Origin of the sequence: Marinobacter sp. ST-43 (assembly GCF_030541085.1) — a bacterium.
Classification (GTDB): domain Bacteria; phylum Pseudomonadota; class Gammaproteobacteria; order Pseudomonadales; family Oleiphilaceae; genus Marinobacter; species Marinobacter nauticus.
On sequence record NZ_JASSVO010000001.1, the window covers coordinates 816,822 to 840,955 of the forward strand.

At 56.2% G+C, this 24,134-nt stretch carries 19 protein-coding genes, 2 tRNA genes and 1 pseudogene; 8 read left to right on the forward strand and 14 right to left on the reverse strand.

Annotated features, from left to right (window positions below):
- Positions 1-183 precede the first annotated feature (183 nt).
- Together fadA and fadB are read right to left on the reverse strand one after the other, a co-directional pair.
- Positions 184-1,359 (reverse strand): acetyl-CoA C-acyltransferase FadA, encoded by a 1,176-nt coding sequence (gene fadA / locus QPL98_RS03855; protein ID WP_011784654.1) that lies wholly within the window; start codon positions 1,357-1,359, stop codon positions 184-186.
- A 32-nt stretch (positions 1,360-1,391) separates the two neighbouring features.
- Entirely contained in the window at positions 1,392-3,539 is a 2,148-nt protein-coding gene (gene fadB, locus QPL98_RS03860) for a fatty acid oxidation complex subunit alpha FadB (RefSeq protein WP_014421724.1), read from the reverse strand.
- 315 nt (positions 3,540-3,854) lie between these two features.
- Between fadB and QPL98_RS03865 the strand changes: the two genes are divergently transcribed.
- Together QPL98_RS03865 and QPL98_RS03870 are read left to right on the forward strand one after the other, a co-directional pair.
- The gene (locus tag QPL98_RS03865; RefSeq protein ID WP_121206361.1) at positions 3,855-4,673 is read left to right on the forward strand and encodes a hypothetical protein; all 819 of its coding nucleotides are present in this window, start codon (positions 3,855-3,857) and stop codon (positions 4,671-4,673) included.
- Positions 4,674-4,815: 142 nt separating this feature from the next.
- Positions 4,816-5,247 (forward strand): universal stress protein, encoded by a 432-nt coding sequence (locus QPL98_RS03870; protein WP_011784651.1) that lies wholly within the window; start codon positions 4,816-4,818, stop codon positions 5,245-5,247.
- A gap of 25 nt (positions 5,248-5,272) precedes the next feature.
- Here QPL98_RS03870 and QPL98_RS03875 read toward each other — a convergent pair whose 3' ends face one another.
- The 6 genes from QPL98_RS03875 to QPL98_RS03900 form a co-directional block, all read right to left on the reverse strand.
- Positions 5,273-5,944 carry a hypothetical protein gene (locus QPL98_RS03875; protein WP_022992475.1) on the reverse strand — a complete coding sequence of 224 codons (672 nt, stop codon included), beginning with the start codon at positions 5,942-5,944 and terminating at the stop codon, positions 5,273-5,275.
- On the reverse strand, positions 5,941-7,878 hold the full coding sequence (locus tag QPL98_RS03880) for an ATP-binding cassette domain-containing protein (protein ID WP_303292709.1): 1,938 nt from the start codon (positions 7,876-7,878) through the stop codon (positions 5,941-5,943). The genes QPL98_RS03875 and QPL98_RS03880 overlap by 4 nt, the downstream gene beginning before the upstream one ends.
- Before the next feature lie 4 nt (positions 7,879-7,882).
- Positions 7,883-8,680 (reverse strand): MOSC domain-containing protein, encoded by a 798-nt coding sequence (locus QPL98_RS03885; protein WP_022992477.1) that lies wholly within the window; start codon positions 8,678-8,680, stop codon positions 7,883-7,885.
- A 131-nt stretch (positions 8,681-8,811) separates the two neighbouring features.
- Positions 8,812-8,887, reverse strand: a tRNA-Gly gene (locus tag QPL98_RS03890).
- Positions 8,888-8,985: 98 nt separating this feature from the next.
- Positions 8,986-9,732 carry a TetR/AcrR family transcriptional regulator gene (locus tag QPL98_RS03895; RefSeq protein ID WP_303292710.1) on the reverse strand — a complete coding sequence of 249 codons (747 nt, stop codon included), beginning with the start codon at positions 9,730-9,732 and terminating at the stop codon, positions 8,986-8,988.
- Positions 9,733-9,829: 97 nt separating this feature from the next.
- Positions 9,830-10,432, reverse strand: coding sequence for a DUF924 family protein (locus tag QPL98_RS03900; RefSeq protein ID WP_114434898.1), 603 nt, complete (start codon positions 10,430-10,432; stop codon positions 9,830-9,832).
- Between the two features lie 101 nt (positions 10,433-10,533).
- On the opposite strand from QPL98_RS03900, the gene QPL98_RS03905 reads away from it, so the two are divergent.
- The 3 genes from QPL98_RS03905 to QPL98_RS03915 all read left to right on the forward strand — a co-directional run bounded on the left by QPL98_RS03905 (position 10,534) and on the right by QPL98_RS03915 (position 12,019).
- Complete coding sequence (locus tag QPL98_RS03905) at positions 10,534-10,911, forward strand: sirohydrochlorin chelatase (protein WP_011784645.1); 378 nt, start codon at positions 10,534-10,536, stop codon at positions 10,909-10,911.
- A 40-nt stretch (positions 10,912-10,951) separates the two neighbouring features.
- Positions 10,952-11,857, forward strand: a complete 906-nt coding sequence (locus QPL98_RS03910) for a TIGR01777 family oxidoreductase (RefSeq protein WP_303292711.1) — start codon at positions 10,952-10,954, stop codon at positions 11,855-11,857.
- An 86-nt stretch (positions 11,858-11,943) separates the two neighbouring features.
- Positions 11,944-12,019 (forward strand) — tRNA-Glu (locus tag QPL98_RS03915).
- Positions 12,020-12,096: 77 nt separating this feature from the next.
- Here QPL98_RS03915 and ccoM read toward each other — a convergent pair.
- A pseudogene (gene ccoM / locus QPL98_RS19435) lies at positions 12,097-12,189 on the reverse strand (cytochrome c oxidase subunit CcoM); the annotation flags it as partial.
- Positions 12,190-12,464: 275 nt separating this feature from the next.
- Between ccoM and QPL98_RS03925 the strand changes: the two are divergent.
- Genes QPL98_RS03925 through pta form a run of 3 tightly spaced genes read left to right on the forward strand, consistent with a single transcriptional unit; the run spans position 12,465 to position 18,275 of the window.
- Entirely contained in the window at positions 12,465-14,885 is a 2,421-nt protein-coding gene (locus QPL98_RS03925; protein WP_303292746.1) for an EAL domain-containing protein, read from the forward strand.
- Between the two features lie 16 nt (positions 14,886-14,901).
- Positions 14,902-16,107: an acetate/propionate family kinase gene (locus QPL98_RS03930; protein ID WP_303292713.1), complete on the forward strand. Its 1,206-nt coding sequence runs from the start codon at positions 14,902-14,904 to the stop codon at positions 16,105-16,107.
- A gap of 14 nt (positions 16,108-16,121) precedes the next feature.
- Entirely contained in the window at positions 16,122-18,275 is a 2,154-nt protein-coding gene (pta, locus tag QPL98_RS03935; protein WP_113879662.1) for a phosphate acetyltransferase, read from the forward strand.
- Between the two features lie 33 nt (positions 18,276-18,308).
- On the opposite strand, the gene der is transcribed toward pta, so the two are convergent.
- From der to ispG, 5 genes are all read right to left on the reverse strand, one after another.
- Complete coding sequence (gene der, locus QPL98_RS03940; RefSeq protein ID WP_011784640.1) at positions 18,309-19,730, reverse strand: ribosome biogenesis GTPase Der; 1,422 nt, start codon at positions 19,728-19,730, stop codon at positions 18,309-18,311.
- A gap of 80 nt (positions 19,731-19,810) precedes the next feature.
- On the reverse strand, positions 19,811-20,980 hold the full coding sequence (gene bamB, locus QPL98_RS03945) for an outer membrane protein assembly factor BamB (protein WP_303292714.1): 1,170 nt from the start codon (positions 20,978-20,980) through the stop codon (positions 19,811-19,813).
- Positions 20,980-21,633 (reverse strand): tetratricopeptide repeat protein, encoded by a 654-nt coding sequence (locus QPL98_RS03950; protein WP_141067669.1) that lies wholly within the window; start codon positions 21,631-21,633, stop codon positions 20,980-20,982. The genes bamB and QPL98_RS03950 overlap by 1 nt, the downstream gene beginning before the upstream one ends.
- 47 nt (positions 21,634-21,680) lie before the next feature.
- Positions 21,681-22,958, reverse strand: a complete 1,278-nt coding sequence (gene hisS, locus QPL98_RS03955; protein ID WP_200861803.1) for a histidine--tRNA ligase — start codon at positions 22,956-22,958, stop codon at positions 21,681-21,683.
- A gap of 33 nt (positions 22,959-22,991) precedes the next feature.
- Positions 22,992-24,110: a flavodoxin-dependent (E)-4-hydroxy-3-methylbut-2-enyl-diphosphate synthase gene (gene ispG / locus QPL98_RS03960; RefSeq protein ID WP_011784636.1), complete on the reverse strand. Its 1,119-nt coding sequence runs from the start codon at positions 24,108-24,110 to the stop codon at positions 22,992-22,994.
- Positions 24,111-24,134: the final 24 nt, after the last annotated feature.

Here is a 24,134-nt window from a genome sequence, read left to right on the forward strand (position 1 = left end):
AACACAAAGGCTGCCATTCTGTATAGGCTCACTGTTTTACAGGGTCAAGATTGGCAAGACAACCCATTCTTTGATTTCAATCAGCCTTTTTTCCGGGTTCCGTCGCATTTTGCGCGTCCGGAAACAGGAAGGCCCGGCATATGCCGGGCCTCCTGACTGAGCTCACTAATCAGATACTCCTGATCAGATACGCTCCCACACAGTGGCAATGCCCTGACCAAGACCGATACACATGGTGGATACACCAAGCTTACCGCCTTTGGCCTGCATGATATTCAGCAGTGTGGTGGAGATACGGGCACCGGAGCAGCCCAGCGGATGGCCAAGAGCAATCGCGCCGCCGTTCAGGTTCACCTTCTCTTCCATGACGCCCAGCAGTTTCAGGTCTTTCAGAACCGGCAGGGACTGGCCAGCAAAGGCCTCGTTCAGTTCCCAGAAGTCGATATCTTCAACTTTCAGGCCTGCACGCTTCAGGGCCTTCTTGGTGGCCGGTACCGGGCCGTAACCCATGATCGCGGGATCGCAACCAGCCACGGCCATGCTGCGGATCTTGGCAATCGGGGTCAGACCCAGAGCTTCTGCCCGCTCGGCGGACATCAGCACCATGGCAGACGCACCATCGGTCAACTGGGAAGAGGTACCGGCAGTCACCGTACCATTTTTCGGATCGAACGCGGGGCGCAGCTGGCCAAGGGACTCAGCTGTGGTTTCCGGACGAATGGTCTCGTCTTCTTCGATCAGCTTCACAAAGCCGTTCTCGTCGTGACCTTCAATCGGAACGATTTCGTTCTTGAAACGACCTTCCTGAGTGGCTTCATGGGCGAGGCGATGGGAGCGGGCGCCGAACTCGTCCTGCTGCTCACGGGTGATACCGTGCATCTTGGCCAGCATTTCCGCGGTCAGGCCCATCATGTTGGACGCCTTGGCGGAGTACTTGGAAGCAGCCGGGTTGTGGTCGAAACCCTCAGTCATGGGTACGTGGCCCATGTGCTCAACACCACCGACCAGGAACACATCACCGTTACCAGTCTGGATAGCCTGCGCCGCGGTGTGGATAGCGCTCATGGCGGAACCACACAGACGGTTTACGGTCTGGGCAGCAGACTCGTGGGGGATACGGGTCAGCAGGGAAATCTGCCGCGCCACGTTAAAGCCCTGCTCCTTGGTCTGGTTTACACAGCCCCAGATCACATCTTCTACTTCTTTCGGGTCGAGCTTCGGGTTGCGCTCAAACAGTGCTTCAATCAGCGCAGCCGACAAAGTCTCGGCACGTACGTTGCGGAAACAGCCGTTTTTGGCACGACCCATCGGAGTCCGCACGCAATCGACGACGACAACGTCTCTCGGATTAAGGCTCATAGATCTTTCTCCGTTCGGAAATCTCGTTAGGGTTAGCCAAAGAACTTCTTGCCAGTCTTGGCCATTTCACGCAGCTTCTCGGTCGGCGCGTACAGCGGGCCAAGATCTGCGTACTTGTCTGCCAGTTCGACGAACTTGTCGACGCCCATGTCGTCGATGTAGCGCAATGCACCACCACGGAACGGAGGGAAGCCGATACCGTAGATCAGGCCCATGTCTGCATCGGCCGGGTCTTCAACAATGTTGTCTTCCAGGCAGCGAACGGTTTCCAGGCACAGGGGAATCATCATGCGGGCGATGATTTCTTCTTCGTCGAAGTCTTTGCTGCCGTCAACCACAGGCTCGATCAGCTTGTAGGTTTCTTCGTCAACAACCTTCTTCGGCTTGCCCTTCTTGTCTTCTTCGTACTTGTAGAAGCCTTTGTCGTTCTTCTGACCGTAACGGTTGTTCTCGAACATCACGTCAATGGCAGACTTGAAGTCGGCCTTCATGCGCTCTGGGAAACCGTCAGCCATCACTTCGTTGGCGTGCTTGGCGGTATCCATGCCGACAACGTCCAGCAGATAAGCCGGGCCCATGGGCCAGCCGAACTTTTCCATCACCTTGTCGATCTTCTGGAAATCGGCGCCGTCACGTACCAGCGCGGCAAAACCACCGAAGTACGGGAACAGAACACGGTTAACCAGGAAGCCCGGGCAGTCGTTGACGACAATCGGGGTCTTGCCCATCGCTTTGGCGTAGGCAACCGTAGTCGCGATAGCCCGGTCACTGGTCTTCTCGCCACGGATAACCTCAACCAGCGGCATCATGTGCACCGGGTTGAAGAAGTGCATGCCACAGAAGTTCTCCGGACGCTTCAGGTTTTTGGCCAGAAGGTTGATGGAGATAGTGGAGGTGTTAGAGGTAAGAATGGTGTCTTCGCGAACTGCATCTTCAGTTTCACGCAGAACAGCATCTTTGACCTTCGGATTCTCAACAACCGCTTCAACCACCAGGTCGACGTTCTTGAAGTCGCCGTAGTTGAGGGTCGGAGTGATCGCGTTCAGCACGTCGCCCATCTGGCCGGCGTCCATCTTGCCTTTGGCAACACGCTTGGACAGCAGCTTCTTGGCTTCATTCAGACCCAGCTTGATGCCGTCCTGATTGATGTCCTTCATAATGATCGGTGTGCCCTTCAGTGCAGACTGGAACGCAACACCGCCACCCATGATTCCGGCACCCAGTACGGCGGCCAGATTCACATCAGAAGCTTCTTTTTCCCAGGCACTGGCTTTCTTCTTCAGGGCCTGGTCGTTCAGGAACAGACCAACCAGACACGCGGCAACGTTGGTCTTGGCCATCTTGGCAAAGCCTTTGGCCTCTACCTCAATCGCCTTGTCGCGGGTCATGCCGGCATGCTTCTGCATGGTCTTGATCGCTTCCACCGGCGCCGGGTAGTTCTTGCCAGCCTTGCCGGCCACGAACGCCTTGGAAATCTCGAATGCCATCATGCTTTCCATGGCATTGAGCTTGATCTTGCCTTTCTTTTCTTCACGGCGAGCCATGTGGTCCAGCTTGCCTTCATTGCACTGCTTGATGATCGCAACGGCAGCTTCAACCAACTTGTCAGCGCCAACAACAGCGTCAACAGCACCGGTTTTCAGAGCGGCATCAGCGCGGTTTTCAGTACCACCAGCAATCCACTCAACCGCATTGTCGACACCAACCAGGCGGGACAGGCGAACCGTACCGCCAAAGCCCGGGAAGATACCCAGCTTCACTTCCGGCAGACCTACCTTGGCCTTGGGAGCCATGACACGATAGTCGGTCGCCAGACACATTTCGAAACCACCGCCCAGAGCGATACCGTTGATAGCGGTAACCGTCGGGAACGGCAGGTCTTCAATGGCGTTAAATACTTCGTTGGCCCTGAGGTTGTTGGCCACGAGGTCTTCCTCGGAACCAGCAAACAGCTCGGTAAACTCGGTGATATCGGCACCGACAATGAAGCTGTCCTTGGAGCTGGTTACTACCAGGCCTTTCAGGTTCTTCTGGGATTTGAGTGCTTCAGCTGCGGCGCCCAGTTCTTCGATGGTGAGACGGTTGAACTTGTTGACTGACTCGCCTTGCAAGTCGAAGTCCAACTGAGCGATCCCGCCTTCGATCTCTTTAACCGTGATGGCTTTACCTTCGTAAATCATCAACTGATCTCCAGTCTGTGTTTGGAACTGCTGACAACCGGCGGGCGTTGGCCACCATGCCGGCTGTTTGTGCAGCGAGATTTCGGTCACTGCCCGATCTTCCGATCCAAAAATTCATACAGTCGTTTGAATCGTGAGGGCACACGATGAAAAAAAAAGACGCGTTTGTCAATTTGTTTCTGAATGAAACCTGCAGAAAAAAGGGAGCTGACTCTGTAAGCGCCGGAAACTACTTGATTAGCCGGCAGACTTACTTTAACTTCGGGTTACGACTTTAGTCCACAATAATAAAACTGCATTACGGAGACTCATCCGATGAAAGACGCCCGCCTGCGGATCCAGTCGTTGATTGCCGCATTCATTCTACTCGCCCTGACGGCTTTGAGCGCAAAGGCCCAGGAAACCGGGGCAGAGTTTCTGTCTGACCTCCACGATTTCCGGGTCAATAACTACCTTGCTCTCGATGCCTTTTACAGCTTCAGTGCGACCGGCGATACCGAAACACTGAACCGGATCGTTGTCGGAATCAATAACTCCAACGACGCCATGAATTCCGTAGTGGCGAGCACCAGCGGCGTTCTTTCTGAACAGCAGATTGAGGAACTGAACCAGGCCTTCGACCAGTTCAAGAATCTGATGCGCGGCAACATCAATGAGGTACGCGACCGGGGCTATCCGGATCTTCGCCTGATGGCCGACCTGGCAAACCAGGCCCTGAGTATGAATAACCTGGCTACCGAGCTCTATTCGGTAGCACAGGAAAGCAGCGGAATTAAGGCGGATACCCGTATTGAGTCGGCTCGTTCAGCCGCTGTAGTCATGGCCCAGATGATGGCCCGTTATGCCGCCAGAACGCACTCGTCCGTCGCCCAGACCTTCCAGGGAGCTTCCAGCGAAGTTCCGCTCGACGAGCAGGCCAAGACATTCGATCAACTCCTTTCCTCACTCAGGGCCGGCTCAACAAACGGCGAACTCAAGACTGCCCTGGACGATGTCGCTTCCAAATGGCAATTCATCCGCAGCTCGTACATCAACTACAACGAGAACAACGTGGGCTTTGTGATTGATCGCTACTCGAAAGGCATCATTGAAGGCCTGACCAACGCTATTGACCTGCTACGCGCCAGCGCCTGACGCTCTTCCGGGGTGAGCGGCCAGCTCACCCCAGCCAAATCCCTCCCCCGGTTGATACCGGTCAGCATGACAAAACACTTTCCCCGGTATACTCTCGGTACTATTCTGAACATATTCCCCAAGTACGAAGGAGCGCTAAGTTATGTCCACCTATAAGAAAATGCTGGTTGCCATTGATCTGACTGAAGAGGCACCACAGGTTCTGAACAAAGCCAAGGCGATGTGCGATGCCCAGGGAGCCGAGTTGCTGCTGGTTCACGTTGTTGAGCCGGTTGGCTACGCCTATGGTGGCGATATTCCTATGGATCTGTCTGAACTGCAGGATCAGTTGGACAAAGCCGCTCGTGAACAGCTGGGCAAGTATGGGGATGAATATGGTATTGCGGCGGCCAACCAGGTGGTAACCGTCGGCCGGCCAGAATCGGAAATCCACCGGCTGGCCAAGGAGCACAACGTTGACCTGGTGATCGTGGGAAGCCATGGCCGTAAAGGCTTCCAGTTACTGCTTGGCTCAACTGCCAACGGCGTTCTTCACGGCACGGAGTGCGATGTACTGGCCATTCGTATTCATTGAGACTCGTGATGGAAGGGGGACGGCCCTAGCCCTCCCCCTTCATCCTGGCCTGAAGCTTCCTGAGCTGGCTTTCCAGAGAAACGCTGACACTCGAGGCCATTGAGAAAAAGTTGAGCAGTGCCTTCAGATTACTGTCGCCCTTGCAAACAGCATGTATCCGCTGCCAGAGCGCCTGATTCACCAGCTGTAATCGCTGATTACGCTCCACCAGACCTTTCAGTTCCCAGTCCGCTTCCTGCTGATTCCGCTTTGCGAAAAGCTGTTGAAGCAGATAATACCCCACACTGCGCATCACAAATTCGTCACTGTTGGCAAACGGCAGGTGGTGGAGCGCCATCGGCTTGAGCTCAGAAAGCACAGGGCAGCCACTGGTAGCCATCTTGAGCCCCAGCAGAGAACGCAACGCTTCTTCCAGCGTCGTCTGCTTGAAATAGGAGCGGCGCTCATCCGTCACGGTTACATCCACTTTCTGATACGCGTCTTCCGCCTGAAACGCCTCTACGACCGGCAGAATCTCGGTTGCCGCCGGGCAATACGGGGTCTCGCCAGGCTTCAGCGGGCAGTTCGAACACTGACAGTGTTCGAGACGAACCCAGGCCGGCAGTGACTGACCCTGCGGCGGCGAGGAGGACTCCCCAGTTACCTTGAACTCGATATCACGGCCATCCTGAAATTTGAAATTGTAATTTATGTTCATTGGTTCGCCTGTTCTTCCAGCTCCATCCACCGTTCAATCACCGACTCCAGGCGAGACTCCGTTTCCGCCAGCTGTTCCAGAGTGGCCGATACATCTTCCGGTGGGCCTGAATAAAAATCCGGTGCAGAAATTTTATCCTGAAGCTCAGCTACCTGCTGCTCCAGTTGTTCGATTTTGCCGGGCAATTGTTCCAGCTCAAGTTTAAGCTTGTAGCTCAGTTTGACGGGCTTTGATTTTGCCGACTGCCCCACAGTACCGCCATCCTGACCTGGCTTTTTAGCGGAACTGTCGGGTTTATCACGCTTATCCTGTTTGTCCAGTCGGCTTCCCGATGTTTCAGAGGGAAAACGACCGCCTTGCCGACGCCAATCGGTGTATCCACCCACGTATTCCATCACCGCCCCGGAACCGTCCAGGAAGATGGTATCGGTCACCACGTTATCGAGAAATTCCCGATCGTGACTGATAACAATCACGGTACCCTTGAACTCTGAAAGCTGTTCTTCCAGCAATTCCAGGGTTTCGACGTCAAGATCGTTGGTAGGTTCGTCCAGTACCAGAATATTGGCTGGCTTACTGAACAATTTGGCCAGCAACAGTCTCGCCCGCTCACCACCGGAGAACACACGCACAGGAGAGCGTGCCCGTTCCGGGGTAAACAGAAATTCCTGCAAATAACCCAAAACATGCTTGCTCTGACCATTGATATCGATGAATTCCCGGCCCTCAGCCAGGTTATCCAACGCATTTCTCTGGAGATCCAGCTCTCCCCGAAGCTGGTCAAAGTAGGCGACCTGAAGATTCGTTCCCAGCCGAATACTTCCCTCAGTGGGTGTCAGCTCACCTAACAACAGGCGCACGAGGGTCGTCTTGCCCGTGCCGTTCTCACCAACCAGTCCGATCTTGTCGCCCCGGAGAATGGTGAGATCCATATTGCGAACCACTGGCCCGCCATCGACATAAGAGAATCCGGCATTGCTCGCTTCCGCAACCAGCTTGCCCGAAATATCCGCCTGCTCTACGGCAAAACTGGCGGTGCGACCCCTCACCCGGCGTTGCCTGTGCTCTTCCCGCATCGCTTTGAGCGCTCTCACCCGCCCCATATTCCGGGTGCGGCGAGCCTTGATACCCTGGCGGATCCAGGCCTCTTCCTGTTTCAGGCGCTTGTCGAAAAGCGCGTTCTGGCGCTCCTCTTCCTCCAGCGCTTTTTCCTTAAGCTCCAGATATCTGTCATAACTGGCCGCAAAACTCACCAGCTGCCCCCGGTCCAGCTCCACGACGCGAGTGGCCATTCGCCGGATAAAGGCACGGTCATGACTGACAAACAACATGGCCCCCCGGAACTGCGATAACGCCTCTTCCAGCCAGGCAATGGCGGGCACATCCAGATGGTTGGTTGGCTCATCCAGCAACAGAATATCCGGGTCTGCCACCAACGCCCTGGCCAGAAGCACTCGCCGCTGCCACCCCCCGGAAAGCGTATTCAGTACCCGATCCGGATCCACGCCATACTGCCCCAGAATCGTGGTTACCTTCTGGTCAAGCCGCCAGCCATCCAGAGATTCCAGCCGTTCCTGAACCTTCATCAAACGCTCAAGACTGGATTCGTCCGCCCTTTGAGACAGCCGGTGGAATTCCGCCAACAGGTCACCGGTTTCCGGAAATGCGGAAGCCACCACATCATAGGCCGTACGAGTGTCGTCCGATGGCAAACTCTGAGGCAACACCGACAGCACTGAGCCATCTTCCATGCGCACCACACCGCCGTCCGGCGTCACTTCCCCGCTGACGATCTTCAGCAGCGTGGATTTCCCCTCACCGTTTCGCCCCAACAGACACACCCGTTCACCGGGCTCGATGGTCAGGCTGGCCTCATCCAGCAATGGATGCATGCCATAGGCGAGCGAAATCCTGTCTAGCGTTAACAGTGGCACTGTATCAATTCTCCTGATTCAAAACGGTTACCTCATCGCCCACAGATATCTCGCCGGGCTTCTGGTGCACGGCATTTTGCCCAAAAATAACGCCGTCCCGGGTCTTTCGATAGCTGGCCAGAGTCTTGAGGGGCTGAGTGGCGGAATCTTTCTCGCCAGTATCCGGGTTGACCGTGGTCATCACACAACGGGAGCAGGGTTTGACAAGATCCAGCCGGCTTTCACCAACGCTGACGCTCCGCCAGGTGTCTTCCGCCCAGGCCCCCGCCCCCTCAACCACAATGTTCGGCCTGAAGCGACGCATATCGACCGGGGATTCGAGACGGGAATTGAGCTCATCCAGAGACGACTGGTTAACCACCAGCAACGGGAAGCCATCGGCAAAACCCACTCGGCGTTCAGCACTGACACGACCAGGATCCACCCGCCGGAAACAGCTATCAGGCATATAAACCAGCCTGAGCGTTTCTCCGCAATAGCGGCTCAAGGCCTCGGCAGCACGATCAGCTCCGGCAGTGGCAACCACCTGATCTCTCCAAACCGTTACTTCCACGGCGTCTGTGCCGGCCGTAAGCGGGAAAAGCCCCTCGCCAGGCACATCAATAACCACCACACCCTCCTGCAGAGCAGTGTAAACATTGGCGAGCTGAGGCAACCGACGCTGAGTGACGAAGCGGTTATCCCCATCAACAATCATCCAGCGGCGATCACCTTGCGGGCCGAAATCATCCAAGCTGAAACGGGACACTTCGATTCCAGCCAACGATTTGACCGGGTAGATATAGAGGGTTTTCACCTTCATGGCTTCGCCTTCCTCAGTTGCCGGATTATTCAGGAAATGGCTGCCGAGTATAACTGACGAGACAGAGGTAGTGAGTGATTTTGCGAGGCTATAAACGAAGAAACCCGGCCTTAGGCCGGGTTTCCGAATTCTGGAGCGGGAAACGAGATTCGAACTCGCGACCCCAACCTTGGCAAGGTTGTGCTCTACCAACTGAGCTATTCCCGCTGATTGCTGCCGGGCGTTGCCTGACAACGGCTGCGTATTCTACTGATAACTCGGGGGCCGTCAACACTTTCGTGAAAAAATTTAACAGCCGCTGATAATCATGGTGCTCGCAGGTCTTCGGTTTCCACCCCTAGGGCCAACTGCACAATTCTGGCCACGGATGCACTCAATACCTCAGCCTCGGTGCCGGGCACTTCCAGCAGCAGATCGTAGCTCATACCCAGCACTACATTGACGATCAGGGTACCGTCCTGACAAGGGCACGGCGAATCCAGTCGTACCAGGAGCTGCTCGAGACCATCAATCCAGGACTGCCGATACCGACGAGCCACCCTGGCCAGACGGTCATCTCTGAGGGCCTCCATCAAAAACACCTGCTCTGCCAGCACCTGCTCCCTCCAGCGTGTAAACTGCTCCTGCATCCAGGCCCGGGCAAAGTCGGTCAGGCGCTGACACAGCTCCGGACGGAACTCAGCGCCGCGGCGCAATTGTTCCGCAGGCACACCATCGAGCACCAGATTCAGGGTGTCGTGGAAGGCTTTCAGTTCCGCACCGGCTTCCTTCGCGTACAGCATGAAGGCGTCGCTGATCAACTCGTTGATGTCTCGGAAATAATAGGTGGTTGCTGCCAGGGGTACGCCTGCTTCCCTGGCGACGGAACGATGTTTGATACCTTTGATACCGTCCTTCGCCGCTACCCGGATGGTTGCTTTGAGAATGGCATGACGCCGGATTTCACTTTTCGCACGAGTGGTTCTGCCACCCCGCCCTGGGGCCCTGTTATTGTTGGAGATAGGTTTATTGGCGCCCGGGTTATCGCTCACCGCCGGGTTGGTAGATGACATCCTGTTCTTACTCCGCTGCTTTTCTTGTTATCGCTATAAGGGAGTGTGCCCATAAACGACAGTCAATTCGTTGAACCGATCATCAAACTGGCAAGCTCTACTGGCCAAAGCGTCGCCCGCCCTCAAGATAAGCCTGCTCATCCTGCGACGACGCGCGCTTCAGGGCTTTGTTGCGATGAGGAAATCGGCCAAAACGGGCAATAATATCCCGATGATCGCGAGCCGACTGAAGAAAACTGCCCAGAAAGTCTCCCAGAACGCCATCGGTGGTGGCAGACAATTGCTGATAGCATTCCACCGAAAGATCCTGATCCGCCAGCTTTTCGGAATGTTGTAACGGCATATAGAGGAAAGCACGCTGAACCGGCGGCAACTCCAGATCCTGCCCTCGCTGCATCGCGCCGCGACACAATTGCCGGGCCAGACGGTCGTTATCGAAGGCCATGGCACCCCCGCGAAAAATATTGCGGGTGAACTGATCGAGCAGAATAATCTCAGCTAGCGAGCCTCCGGCGGCTTTACGCCAATGGTCCAAACCCTGCTCTGAGGCAAACAGCACCAGAGACAGAAACCTGCGCCGGATTTCCTGATCGAAGGCACGGTCACTGCGAAACCAACGGTTGCGATGATCGCGATCAGGAATACCGTTTTCATCTAATTCACCGAACCAGAAATCCAGAAGCTCTTTCCAATCGAACATCTGACAACTCCCTGATACATTGATTGTCAGGATCACTTTAAACGACCCACTGTCGTCAAGTTTACGGTCGCACCGACACAAACGACCAGATCGGAGATGTTATGACCCAACCACACCAGATTATTTTACTGGCCCACGGCAGCAGCGACGCACGCTGGTGCGAAACCTTCGAGAAACTGGCCGAACCGACCGTAGAGTCAATCGAGAATGCAGCCATTGCCTACATGGAACTGGCAGAACCCTCACTGGATACCATTGTGAACCGGGCCAAAGGGCAAGGCGTGGAGCAATTCACGGTCGTCCCGTTATTTCTCGCTGCGGGCCGCCACTTGCGAAAAGATGTCCCGGCCATGATCGAAAGGCTGGAGGCGGAACACGGCGTTACTATCCGCCTGGCTGAACCAATCGGGAAAAATCCGAGGCTTGGACTGGCCATCCGTGATGTGGTTAAGGAGGAACTGGAGCGCTCTGAACACTGACAAAGAACCAACGACGGATTCCGATCGCAGGAGGGAACCCATGGACAAACGTATATTGGTTACCGGTGCCACAGGGTTTATCGGCCACATACTATGCCGAGAGTTGATTGAACGCGGTTATGGGCTGACAGTTCTCAGCCGTCAGAAGCCGGATGCCGTGCGCTCCATCTGCGGCCGGGTAGAAGTCACGGATGATCTGGAAAAGTTGCGCGCACACCCGGGCTTCGATGCAGTTATCAACTTGGCAGGGGAAGGCATTGCCGACAAACGGTGGAACCATGCCCGCAAGGAACAACTGCGTGCCAGCCGCATTGATCTTACCCGCACCCTGGTCGGAGTGGTCAGAACCTGGAGCAACATGCCGGAGGTTCTGGTATCCGGCTCTGCCGTCGGCTTTTATGGCAACCAGGGGGATCACCTGGTTACCGAAGACACAGAACCCCATGATGAGTTTACACACCAACTGTGCCGGGACTGGGAACAGGAGGCACTGAAGCTTGAAACTGATGGCGTGCGCGTTTGCCTGTCCCGCACCGGCGTGGTGGCCGGCCGTAACGGCGGCTTTTTGCAACGGATGATGCTGCCTTTCAAGCTCGGACTTGGCGGCAAGCTGGGTTCCGGGCGGCAATACATGCCCTGGGTTCACCGGGATGATGTGGTTTCTGGTCTGCTCTGGATGCTGGACACGCCAACGGCAAACGGCCCCTACAACATGGTCAGCCCGAATCCGGTTACCAATGCGGAGTTCACCAAAACGCTGGCACAGGTTCTGCACCGCCCGGCCGTTATACCAGCACCGGCGCCTGCACTGAAACTGATGCTGGGGGAAATGGCTGGCCTGTTACTGACCGGCCAGAAGGCAGTACCGGAACGGCTCAAACGTGAGGGTTTTGAATTCCGGTATCCGGAACTGGAAGTCGCTCTGAGGGAAAGTACCGGCAGGTAATTTTTTTCAGAAAAACCGTTGACAGCCCCGGGTGCCTTACTTAATATACGCGCCACCTCGACGAGGCAAGCTTTTGAAAACGTTGCGTCCCCTTCGTCTAGTGGCCTAGGACTCCGCCCTTTCACGGCGGCAACAGGGGTTCGAACCCCCTAGGGGACGCCAATTTCAAAGCTCAACAATCGTCACCTGCCATGACCACCCTGATGTTGCTTCCCACCCTTGGCAGCATGGCTCTTCTGGTCTTTCATCACAAAGATGCCGACACCCACAAAGAAGCCGATCATCAGCAGCACTGTTGCGATTCCTGCGATTACAACTGCATCCATATACATGGTTACGTCTCCTGTACCTGTGAAACTTGATTAAGCTCAGGTTACGCCTGCACTGGTGACCCCGTATTGATCTGCATCAAGCACATTTCGTCATTGCAATAATTGCCAAAGTGAGACGCTCTCCCCCATTTCTCCCGATTTATCCTGAGTTTGCAGCGCATTTGCCATAAACTGCTGCTATAGTCGTAGGCAAGGGAATACAGGTAACAAAGTCAGGGATCGCTTCTGTAATTGCTATGTCCGATACTTCCTTGGATGGTCGAAAAATCAAAGACATGCCAGACATTGCGACGCGTTTGAAACGTTTTCGTGCAGCCTCTCCTTTATCTTTCCGGCTGGTGGCATGGATCCTTCTGTTCAGCTCTGCTTTTACACTGCTCGCATCCGGCATCCAGATCTACTCAGACTACCGGGAGGATCTGTCCAAGATTGAACAGCGGATGCAGGTTATCGAATCCGGTTATCGTTCCAGTCTTGCCCAGAGCCTGTGGGCGCTGGATCAAAAGCACCTGCAAACCCAAATGGACGGTATCCTTAGTCTGCCCGATATCGAACACCTTCGGCTCCGGATTGAACCTGACTCGGAGCTGGTCATGGGAGAGCTCCCAAGAGAAGCCGATACCCTCACCCACAGTTTTGAGCTGATCTATCGTGACGATGCCGAGTTCCAGCTGGGCGAACTCACCATAACCGCCAGCCTGCAGCGAGTGTACGATGAGCTGCGGCGCCGGGTGGGGTTCATTCTTGGCACCCAGTTCCTGATCGTTTTCTTTGTTTCCATTCTGATTCTATGGATCTTCCGCCACCTGGTCACCCGCCACCTGGCTGACATGGCTGACTACACCCGCGATCTGTCATTGCGGAATCTTGCGCGCCCGCTGGAACTGGATAGGCCTGATACGCCGGCTTACCAGCGTGATGAACTGGGTATGGTGACGGAAGCCATTAACCAGATGCGCGAACGCCTTACCTATGACGTGGCAAGGCGGGAACGGGATGAAGCCGAAATTCGTAAATTCTCCAAAGCCATCGACCAGAGCCCGTCTTCGGTTCTGATCTGTGACCGGCAATGGCGCATTGAATATGCGAACCGGAAATTCAGCCAGCTGACGGGGAACAGCCCGTCTGAAATCATCGGCAAGCATCCCTCCTCACTCATTGACCCTGGTGTGGATTCCCACGAAGCCAGACAGCTCTGGAAATCCATCAGGCTTCAGGTACAGCGCGTGGGCGTTTGGCAAGGCGAAGTCAACAGCACACGGAAAAATGGCGAGCGCTACTGGGAACAGCTTGTGGTCACCCCTATCAAGGACAATAACGGTGAAACCACCGGTTACCTGATACTCGGGGAAGACATCAGCATCCGCAAACGTTACGAGCAACAGCTGTTGCGGCAAGCGAATTATGACATCCTGACCGGGCTACCCAATCGTATGCTTGCCCTGGACCGCCTGAAACTGGCGCTGGCCCAGGCAAGGCGTGATGAGTCCAAGGTTGGGGTGATGTTCCTGGATCTGGACAACTTCAAGCACATCAACGATACCCTCGGCCACGACGCCGGTGACACACTGCTGATTGAAGCCGCACGCCGGATCTCCAGCTGCCTGCGCGGCACCAGTACCGTTGCGCGGCTGGGTGGTGATGAGTTCCTTGTGGTGCTGCCGGGGCTGAACGGGCCGGACGCCTCTTCCCAGGTTGCCGAACGTATTCTGAAAACCTTCGCACCGCCGTTCATGCTCAGCGGCCAGGAAGTGTTTGTCACCACCAGTATTGGCATCGCCACCTTCCCGGACGACTCGGATAACAGCGGAATCCTGCTCCAGCACGCCGATGCGGCCATGTACGAGGCGAAACACAAAGGCAAGAGCGCCTATGCCCGTTTTACTCCGGAGATGAGCGAGGTTTCTCACGAGCGTCTGCAAATGGAATCTCACATGCGCAAGGCCCTGGAGCTGGGTGAATTCGAGCTCTATTTCCAGCCCATTGTCGACACCGCCAGTGGTGGCCTGGTGGCGGCTGAAGCCCTGCTTCGCTGGAACAATCCGGCCATGGGCATGGTGATGCCAGATCGCTTTATTCCGCTGGCCGAGGAAACCGGCCTGATCATTCCGATCGGCGAATGGGTAATCAAGGAAGCCTGTCAAGCCGCGTACTGCTGGCAGGCGATGACCGGGCGTGAGATCAGCATTGCCGTCAACGTATCACCACGCCAGTTCCGGGACCCCGGGTTTACCGACGCCATCATGCGCGCGCTGAACGACAGCAATTTACGGCCGGAACTGCTGGAACTGGAAATCACGGAACGGCTGATTCTGGACAACTCCATCGAAACCGCTGATATCCTCAAACAACTCGACAAAGTTGGAATCCGCTTGTCGGTCGACGATTTCGGCACTGGCTATTCGGCACTCAGCTATCTGAAAAGCTATCCGTTCGATACCCTGAAAATCGACAAGTCATTTGTTCAGGATGTCCTGAAAGAAAACGAAGATGCTTCCCTTGTCCGCGCGATCATCAACATGGCCCACAGCCTAGGCCTGAAAGTGGTTGCCGAAGGGGTTGAGGAAGAAGACCAGACTCACTTCCTGAAAGCGGAGCATTGCGACTACTCCCAGGGTTACTTCTATAGTCGCCCCCTGCCCGAGCAGGACTTCATTCACTGGCTCGAAACCAATGAGCGGGCCAATCTAAAGTAATCAATACGGCACAACCATGGACGACTCAATCCTGGTCGTAAACTGCGGCAGTTCATCACTGAAACTCGCGCTGTTTGATCACGACCACCAGAAAATCACCTCTGCCCTGGCGGAAAGACTTAATCAATCCAATGCCTTTGCACGCATCAATGGCGATGAAACACCGGTTCACTTACCTTCCGGTGCCAGCCACAGCCAGGCGCTGGCGGCACTGGTCAACGCATTTAAAGACCGGGCTCTGATGACGGGCGAACCCATGGCTGTTGGCCATCGAGTGGTGCATGGAGGCGAAACCTTCCGTGAAGCTTCGTTAATTGACGATCAAACGGTATCCGCCATTGAAGCATGCGCCGCGCTGGCCCCCCTGCATAACCCGGTAAACCTCGCGGGCATTCGCGCCATGCAGGCGCTGTTCCCGAACGTTCCACAGGTCGCGGTGTTCGATACCGCTTACCATCAGACCCTGCCCGAGCGCGCTTACCGATACGCACTACCGGAACGGTGCTACAGCGACTGGGGAGTGCGTCGTTACGGCTTCCACGGCACCAGTCATTATTTCATGGCACACGAGGCCGCTCGTCTGCTGGACAAGACACCGGCCACCACCTCAATTATCTCTGCCCACCTGGGTAACGGTTGTAGCATTACAGCGATCCAGAATGGGCTCAGCGTCGATACCAGCATGGGTCTGACTCCGCTTGAGGGACTCGTGATGGGCACCCGCAGCGGGGATGTCGATCCCGGGCTGTTCGACTACCTGGCAAGTCGGGGTATGAGTGCCGGTGACGTCCACGAGATGCTGAATAAAGAAAGCGGATTACAGGGACTCTCAGGCCAGACCAACGACATGCGAACCTTGTGTGAGCTGGCTGACCATGGCCACGACCCCTCACAGCTGGCAATTGACGTATTCTGCTTCCGCCTGGCGCGGTATATTGGAGCGATGACCGCGTCCCTGACAAAACTCGACGCTCTGGTCTTCACTGGCGGCATCGGTGAAAACAGTGCCCGCATTCGCCAGGACACAACCCGACATCTGCACCTGCTTGGGATTGAGCTGGATCCGGACCTCAACGAGCATCACGGCCGCTGGAGTGATGGCCGCATCAGTTCCCCGGACTCGCGTTATCCGGCGCTGGTCATTCCCACAAATGAAGAACTGGTGATTGCCCGAGAAGCCGCCCGCCTGGCCGCTGCCGACACCGAACACTCCGAAGAATGAAACCTGGAACAATCATGGCAAAAAGTCTTTTCATAGCCCCAACCTCTCTTGACTCCGGCCTGACATCCGTATGCCTTGGTCTTCTGCGTGCCCTGGAACGGGAAGGAGTGAGCGTCGGCTTTTACAAGCCATTCAGTCAGTCCGTACACAGAGGCGAAGCACTTCATAACGACGGCAAGGATTCTTCGGTGGCCTTTGTGCGTGCCCGCAGCCACCTGGAACCACCCGACCCGATTCCGTTGAAAAAAGCCCAGCAGCTGTTGAACCATGGCAAAGCCGACCTGCTGATGGAGAACGTGGTCGGTGAATACCAGAAAGTCGCCAATGAAGCGGATGTGGTCATCATTGAAGGATTGGTGCCGGACAGAACGGAAGCCTATATCGCGCGACTCAACGTGGAAGTCGCCCGCAATCTCGGTTCCGAGGTAATTCTGGTAAGTACTCCGAAGAGTTGCACTGCCAGCGAGCTTGATGACGAGCTGGATTTCTCCTCACGCCTGTTTGCCGCGCCGTCGGATCCGGACGTGATTGCGGTGATTCTCAACAAAGTAGGGGAACCGCAGAAATCTGGCATGGCACTGGACCATCCCCCGGCCAATGAAACCATCGAAACCGACTATCACGCCTCCTGCAAAGTGTTCGCCAACGGCCGCTTTCAGTTGCTGGCACAGATTCCCTGGCAACCCCAACTGCTGGCACCCCGGGTCTCTGATGTAGCGCGAGAGCTTGGTGTTCCGGTACTGCACGAAGGGCAAATGCACTCACGGCGGGTGCAGCGGGTATCAGTGTGCGCCAGATCCATCCGCAACATGACCGACACCCTCAAGCCAGGCACCCTGATGGTCACCCCTGGTGATCGCGAGGATATCGTAGTGGCCACGGCCGTTGCCGCTCTCAATGGTGTCCCGCTTGCCGGACTGATGCTGACAGGCGGCCTGATGCCGGACGAACGGGTTATAGAGTTGTGTCGACGGGCACTGGACACCGGCTTGCCAGTGCTGAGCTCGGAAACCAATACCTACGAGAGCGCCCACCTGTTGGCAAATCTGTCTTCAGCCATTCCCATTGACGACCCTGAGCGTATTGAAGAAGCCATGGAATCCGTGGCCCGGCGAATCAATACCCAGTGGCTGCAGGAGCATCTGAAAGTTCAGCGCCAACGTCGGCTCTCGCCTCCGGCTTTCCGTTATCAGCTATCGGAAAGAGCCCGGGCTGCAGCCAAGCGGATCGTCTTGCCAGAAGGCAGTGAACCCAGAACCATTCAGGCAGCCATTATCTGCCATCAACGTAACCTGGCTCATTGCGCGCTGATCGGTGATCCACACGAGATTCGCTCAGTCGCCGCCTCCCAGGGCGTGGAACTGCCAAATGACCTGGAAATCATAGACCCGCAATCGGTGCGCGAGCGTTATGTGGCGCCCATGGTGGAGCTGAGGAAACACAAGGGCCTGACACCGGATATGGCCGAAGCCATGCTAGAGGATAACGTCGTTCTGGGTACCATGATGGTGGCCATGGACGAAGCCGACGGACTGGTCTCCGGCGCTATTCATACCACGGCCAACACCGTGCGCCCTGCCCTCCAGCTGATCAAGACCCACGACAACGCCAAGGTGGTGTCATCGGTATTCTTCATGTTGTTACCGCAACAGGTGCTGGTATATGGCGACTGCGCCATCAACCCAGACCCGAATGCCGAGGAACTGGCCGATATTGCCATACAGAGTGCCGAATCTGCTGAAGCCTTTGGTATTGAACCTGTGGTCGCGATGATCAGCTACAGTACCGGTGAGTCCGGCAGCGGTGAGGATGTCGACAAAGTTCGCGAAGCCACCCGCATTGCCCGGGAACGGCGCCCGGATCTGCTCATTGACGGACCGCTGCAATACGATGCTGCGGCGATTGAGAGCGTGGCAAAATCCAAAGCCCCGGGCAGCAAGGTGGCTGGCAAGGCTACCGTGTTTGTGTTCCCGGACCTGAACACGGGCAACACCACCTACAAGGCGGTGCAGCGCAGTGCCAATGTCGTCAGCGTGGGGCCCATGCTCCAGGGCTTGCGAAAACCGGTAAACGACCTGTCCCGCGGGGCCCTGGTGGAAGACATTGTCTTCACCATTGCCCTGACGGCCGTACAGGCAAAACAGGTCGCGGATGCAGGAGCCGCCTGATCAGGGCTCCTGGCAGGGACTAGCCCCGGCAGATCAGCGTTTAACGCTCTTCTGCCGGGTCTTCTTGATCCGACGGCCTTTCTTCAGGTCGTTGTCTTTCTTGACCTTTTGCCGAGGCGTCAGACGGTCGACCTTGGTTGCGAAGGGGTTTTCTCCTGACTTGAATTCAAACCGTATCGGCGCGCCCACGACTTTCAGCACCTTTCTGAAGGTGTTTTCGAGGTAACGCTTGTAAGCACCGGGCAGTGAATCCACCTGATTACCATGCACCACCACAACCGGCGGATTGGAGCCACCCTGGTGAGCGTATCGCAGCTTGATGCGGCGACCATGAACCATCGGCGGCTGGTGTTGAGCAACGGCATCCTGGAGGATTGCAGTCAACCGGTTGGTTGGCCACTTTGACATCGCGGATTCATAGCAGGCCTGGACCGACTCATACATGGTTCCCACGCCCGTGCCGTGCAATGCCGAGATATAATACTTGTCCGCGTAATCCAGGAAATCCAGGCGCCTGGCCACCTGCTCTTTTACCCGGTCACGGTCTTCCGGATCCATGCCGTCCCATTTGTTGATGGCGATCACCAGTGAGCGGCCCGCATCCAGTACAAACCCGATCAGGTGCAGATCCTGATCCACCAGCCCCTCCCGGGCATCGATCACCAGAATCACGACATGGGCGTCATCAATCGCCTGCAGTGTCTTGATAATTGAGAACTTCTCCACCGCCTCGCGAACATTCTTTCGGCGACGAACCCCGGCAGTGTCGATCAAGGTATACTCATGCCCCTGGCGCTCATAGGGAATGTAAACGCTGTCACGGGTAGTTCCTGGCATGTCGTACACCACCACCCGATCTTCACCGAGCATGCGGTTAACCAGGGTAGACTTGCCCACATTCGGCCGTCCCACCACACCAATCCGGATACCCGGGTAACGATCCGCCCGGTCCTGGTCTTCCGGATTTTCCGGTTCCGGCAGCAGCGCTTCCAGCAAAGACAGGATGCCGCGGTTATGGGCCGCCGCAATCAGAAACGTGGACTCGAACCCCAGACTGTAGAAGTCCGCTGCCGCCACGTCCGGATCCTGGCCATCGGTCTTGTTTACCACCAGATGAGCCTGTTTGCCGGATTTGCGCAGATAATCCGCGATCATTTCATCGCCGGCGGTGAGCCCTGCCCGACCGTCCACAAGAAACAGCACAATGTCCGCTTCTTCTACGGCCTGCATTGACTGGCGGGCCATTTCGGCGTCAATACCGGCTTCATCGCCGGTCAGGCCACCGGTATCGATAACGATGAACTTCTGACCTTCGTAGTTGCCCTCACCGTATTTTCGGTCCCGGGTCAGCCCGGGGAAGTCCGCCACAAGGGCATCCCTTGAGCGGGTCATCTGGTTAAACAACGTGGACTTACCAACGTTGGGGCGGCCTACAAGGGCGATAACTGGGGTCATATTGATCTGCTATTCAAGAAACCAGAAACCCGGCATCGCAGGCTAAAGCCTGGGCCGGGCATAAACGTATCGGGGTGTGCTCAGTCGTCCTGCTCAATTCTCAGGACGGCCATCTTCCCGCCATTTCCATATACCAACAGGTTACCATCTTCGATCACCTGAACCGGTACGCGGATACCGTCACTATCGAACTCACGTTGACCCTGCAGACTGCCATCGGCGGTCGACAGTACATGCAGATAGCCTTCAAAGTCGCCCACCACGAGGTAATCACCTGAAACAGCCGGACGGGTCAGCTGGCGCCAGGACAGGCTATCCTGAACCCAGAGCTCACGCCGGTCGCTGCCACGGAGCGCTACGATATCGCCGTTGGCGGATGACAGAAAGATATTGCCGTTACCAATCGCGGGCGAGTAGAAGCTTGATGCCCGACGGCTCCAGATTTCCTGCCCGGAACGAATATCTACCAGCGCCAGTTTACCCTGATAACCGACGACCATAATGGCAGAATCCAGAACCAACGGCTGGCCGCCGATATCCACCAGGCGTTCCAGTTCGGTACGACCCTGGGGCTGACCAACCTCATACTGCCACACTGGCTGTCCGTCCGCGGCGGTAAGTGCAATGACGCGACCGTTGGCAAACGAGGAGATCACGATGTCACCGCCCACCAAAGGTGCGGCTGCGGTGCGCACGGTCAGTACCGGCACTTGAGCCTCGTATTGCCAGCGGCGCTCACCCGTCGCTGCGTCATGGGCAATCACACGACCATCGGTGGTTTGCACAACCACGAGGTTACCGTTGGATTGAGGCGCGGCCAGAACTTCTGTCGGCAGAGGTACCCGCCAGGCCTCGGTACCGTCCTCCGATAACAGAGCCACCAGCTCGGCATCCCGAGTGACCATATATAGGTGACGGGCATCAGCACCCGGGCCGGCAAAGAACTGCTCATCGTAGTCTTTCTGCCAGATAACCTCGCCATCCGCCGGCCTGACCGTCGCAACAACCCCGTCGGCTGAAGCAGCGTAAATCAGGTCGCCAGCGTAGAGAGGCGCAATCTGAAGCAGCTGATCGTCGTGGCCATCACCAACAGACATGCTCCATACCGTATCCAGCTCAACAGTTTCGCTGATTTCAGGTACCGGAGCAGGTTGCTCAAAAGTGTCTGTACTACTGCACCCGGAGATTCCGACCAACAGACCACAAAAAACGGAGCCAAGCCCGACCTTGAGCGCGCGCCCAACGAACATCAAGCGTCCTCCCCGACACCGAGGTCTGACAGCTTCAGTTCAAGAACACCGCTACGACCCTGCTGGCTCTGCTCACGTGCCGCCAGATACGCCTCACGCGCACCGTCCCGGTCGCCCTTGGCCAACAGAACATCGCCTCTCAGCTCGGAGAAGATGGCGGCAAAGGCATCCGCGTCTACTGCATTGTCCAGAGTGGCAAGCGCGGCATCGTGTTCGCCAGCGGCAAACTGGGCTCGGGCAAGACGGTTACGAATCACCAGCTCCAGAGCCGGATGACCCGCTGATTTCTCCAGCGCCCAGTTCAGTGATTCAACAGCGGCCGCGGGATCCTCACCTTCAACCATCTGCTGCCGTGCCAGAACCAGATTGCCATAGATGGCATAGGCGCTGTCGCCGTGTTCGTCTCGCAGTGTCTCCGCCACAAAACCTACAGTGTCGGCCGACTCATCATCTGCAGAGGAGAACGCGTTCAGCAGGTTGGCAAACTGATTAGCGGCTTCGGCGCGTTGTTGCGCCTGATGGTTCTGCCAGGCCTGCCATCCGAATACGATGGCCAGAGCCGCACCAATACCGATGAGCAGCGAGCTTCCGTTATTTTTCCACCAGTCCTTGATTGCCTGGACCTGTTCTTCTTCGGTGCGCAACTCCGCCATGAAAACTCCTGTTATTCGTTAAAACTGCCTGTTTATATAGACTCTGCTTACAACAAACCAGCAAGCACAGCTGCCAGATCTGCCTGAGCGACTTCCTGTTGGGGCTGATCGTCACGTAACGGCTTGAGCCCCGCCGTGGCCTGAGCGATTTCGTTTTCCCCCAGAATCACCGCAAAGCGTGCGCCACTGCGGTCTGCTTTTTTCATCTGACTCTTGAAGCTGCCGCCACCGCAGTGTGAAACGACAATCCGGCCTGGCAATTCATTTCGTAGCGTTTCTGCCAACGCCATCGCCGGGGCTACCGCCTGGTCCCCCATGGCTGTAACGTAAACATCGGCTTGATTGTTCACATGTTCGGGGACCAGTTCCAGGGTTTCCAGTAGCAGAATCAGTCGCTCCAGCCCCATGGCGAAGCCCACCGCTACGGTGGGTTTGCCTCCAAGTTGCTCCACCAGACCATCGTAACGGCCACCGGCACAGATCGTGCCCTGGGCACCCAGGCTGTCGGTAATCCACTCGAACACGGTTTTGCCGTAATAGTCCAGTCCGCGCACCAGGGCCGGGTTTACCGTGTAGGCAACGCCCGCCGCATCCAGCATCGCTTTCAGTTGTTCAAAATGCTGGCGCGATTCATCATCCAGATAGTCGTCCAGGCTCGGTGCGCCCTGCAAAATCTCCCTCGTGGCCGGATCCTTGCTGTCCAGTATCCGCAAAGGATTCGTGGTTAACCGGCGTTTGCTGTCATCGTCGAGCTTATCCTGATATTGCTCCAGATAGGCAACCAGGGCCTGACGGTAGACTTTCCGGGAGTCGCTGGTACCGATGGAGTTGATCTCGAGTCTGGCATGGTCGGACAACCCCAGGGCGCTCCACAGGCGCGCCGTCAGGATCAACAGCTCGGCATCAATGTCAGGGCCGGCCATACCGAAGCATTCCACACCAATCTGATGAAACTGGCGGTAACGGCCTTTCTGCGGCCGCTCATGCCGGAACATCGGACCCGTGTACCAAAGCCGCCGGGTCTGATTAAAGAGCAGCCCATGCTCTTCCGCTGCACGCACGCACCCGGCCGTGCCTTCGGGCCGCAGAGTAAGGCTATCGCCGTTGCGGTCTTCAAAGGTATACATCTCTTTTTCGACGATGTCAGTGACTTCACCGATCGATCGTTTGAACAACTCGGTATGTTCGACCACTGGCATACGGATTTCCTGATAGCCGTACTGCCCGAGAACCCGTCGAACGGTGGACTCAACGTACTGCCAGACCGGGGTCTGGTCCGGAAGAATATCGTTCATCCCCCGGATTGCCTGAATCTTTGCCAAAATAATATCCTGATAGGTTTCTGAAATCGGTTCTGATCAGTCTGAGGACTTGGCGATGACTGCGCTGTCCTGGTCCTCGCGCCGTGACACTTCCTCGCGAATCAGGCGTTCAAGGTCGTCCACCAGCGTTGCGTTGTCCAGCTTCTGGTTTGGCTTTCCGGCCATATAAAACAGGTTTTTCGGTGTGCCACCGGTCAGACCGATATCCGCTACCTTTGCCTCACCGGGACCATTAACAATACAGCCAATAATGGCCACATCCATAGAGGTGTTCACATCCTCAAGCCGGGCTTCCAGATCATTCATGGTCTGGATAACATCAAAGTTCTGACGGGAACAGCTTGGACAGGCTATAAAGTTAATGCCGCGGCTGCGTAACCGAAGACTTTTGAGAATGTCGAAGCCGACTTTGATTTCCTGAACCGGATCGGCGGCAAGGGAAACCCGAATGGTGTCCCCAATGCCATCCATCAACAGCATGCCCAGGCCAATGGAGGACTTGACCGTGCCGGAACGGAATCCACCGGCCTCAGTGATACCAAGGTGCAGCGGTTGCTCAATCTGGGAGGCGATAAGGCGGTAGGCCGCGACGGTCATGAACACTTCCGACGCTTTCAGGCTGACCTTGAAGTCCTGAAAATCGTGTTTGTCCAGGATGTCGATATGACGCATGGCCGACTCTACCAGCGCTTCCGGCGTGGGCTCGCCGTATTTGCGTTGAAGCGCTTTTTCCAGTGAACCCGCGTTTACGCCGATCCTGATCGGAATGTTGCGGTCCCGGGCAGCACTGATTACCGCACTGACCCGATCGTCCCGGCCAATGTTACCGGGATTGATGCGCAGGCAGTCCACACCAAGCTCTGCAACTCGGAGCGCTATCTTGTAGTCAAAATGGATATCGGCCACCAACGGTAACGAGACCTGCTGGCGAATCTTGCCAAAGGCCTCAGCCGCCTCCATGGACGGAACCGACACCCGTACGATATCAGCTCCGGCCTCCTGGATAGCCTTGATCTGTGTGACTGTTGCGTCTACATCGCAGGTATTGGTATTGGTCATGCTCTGCACCGCAATGGGCGCATCGCCGCCAACGGGAACATTACCTACCATGATCTGACGGGATTTACGTCTTTTGATCGGAGACTCTTGTTTCATGGGATTCAACCAGAAATCTTTGGG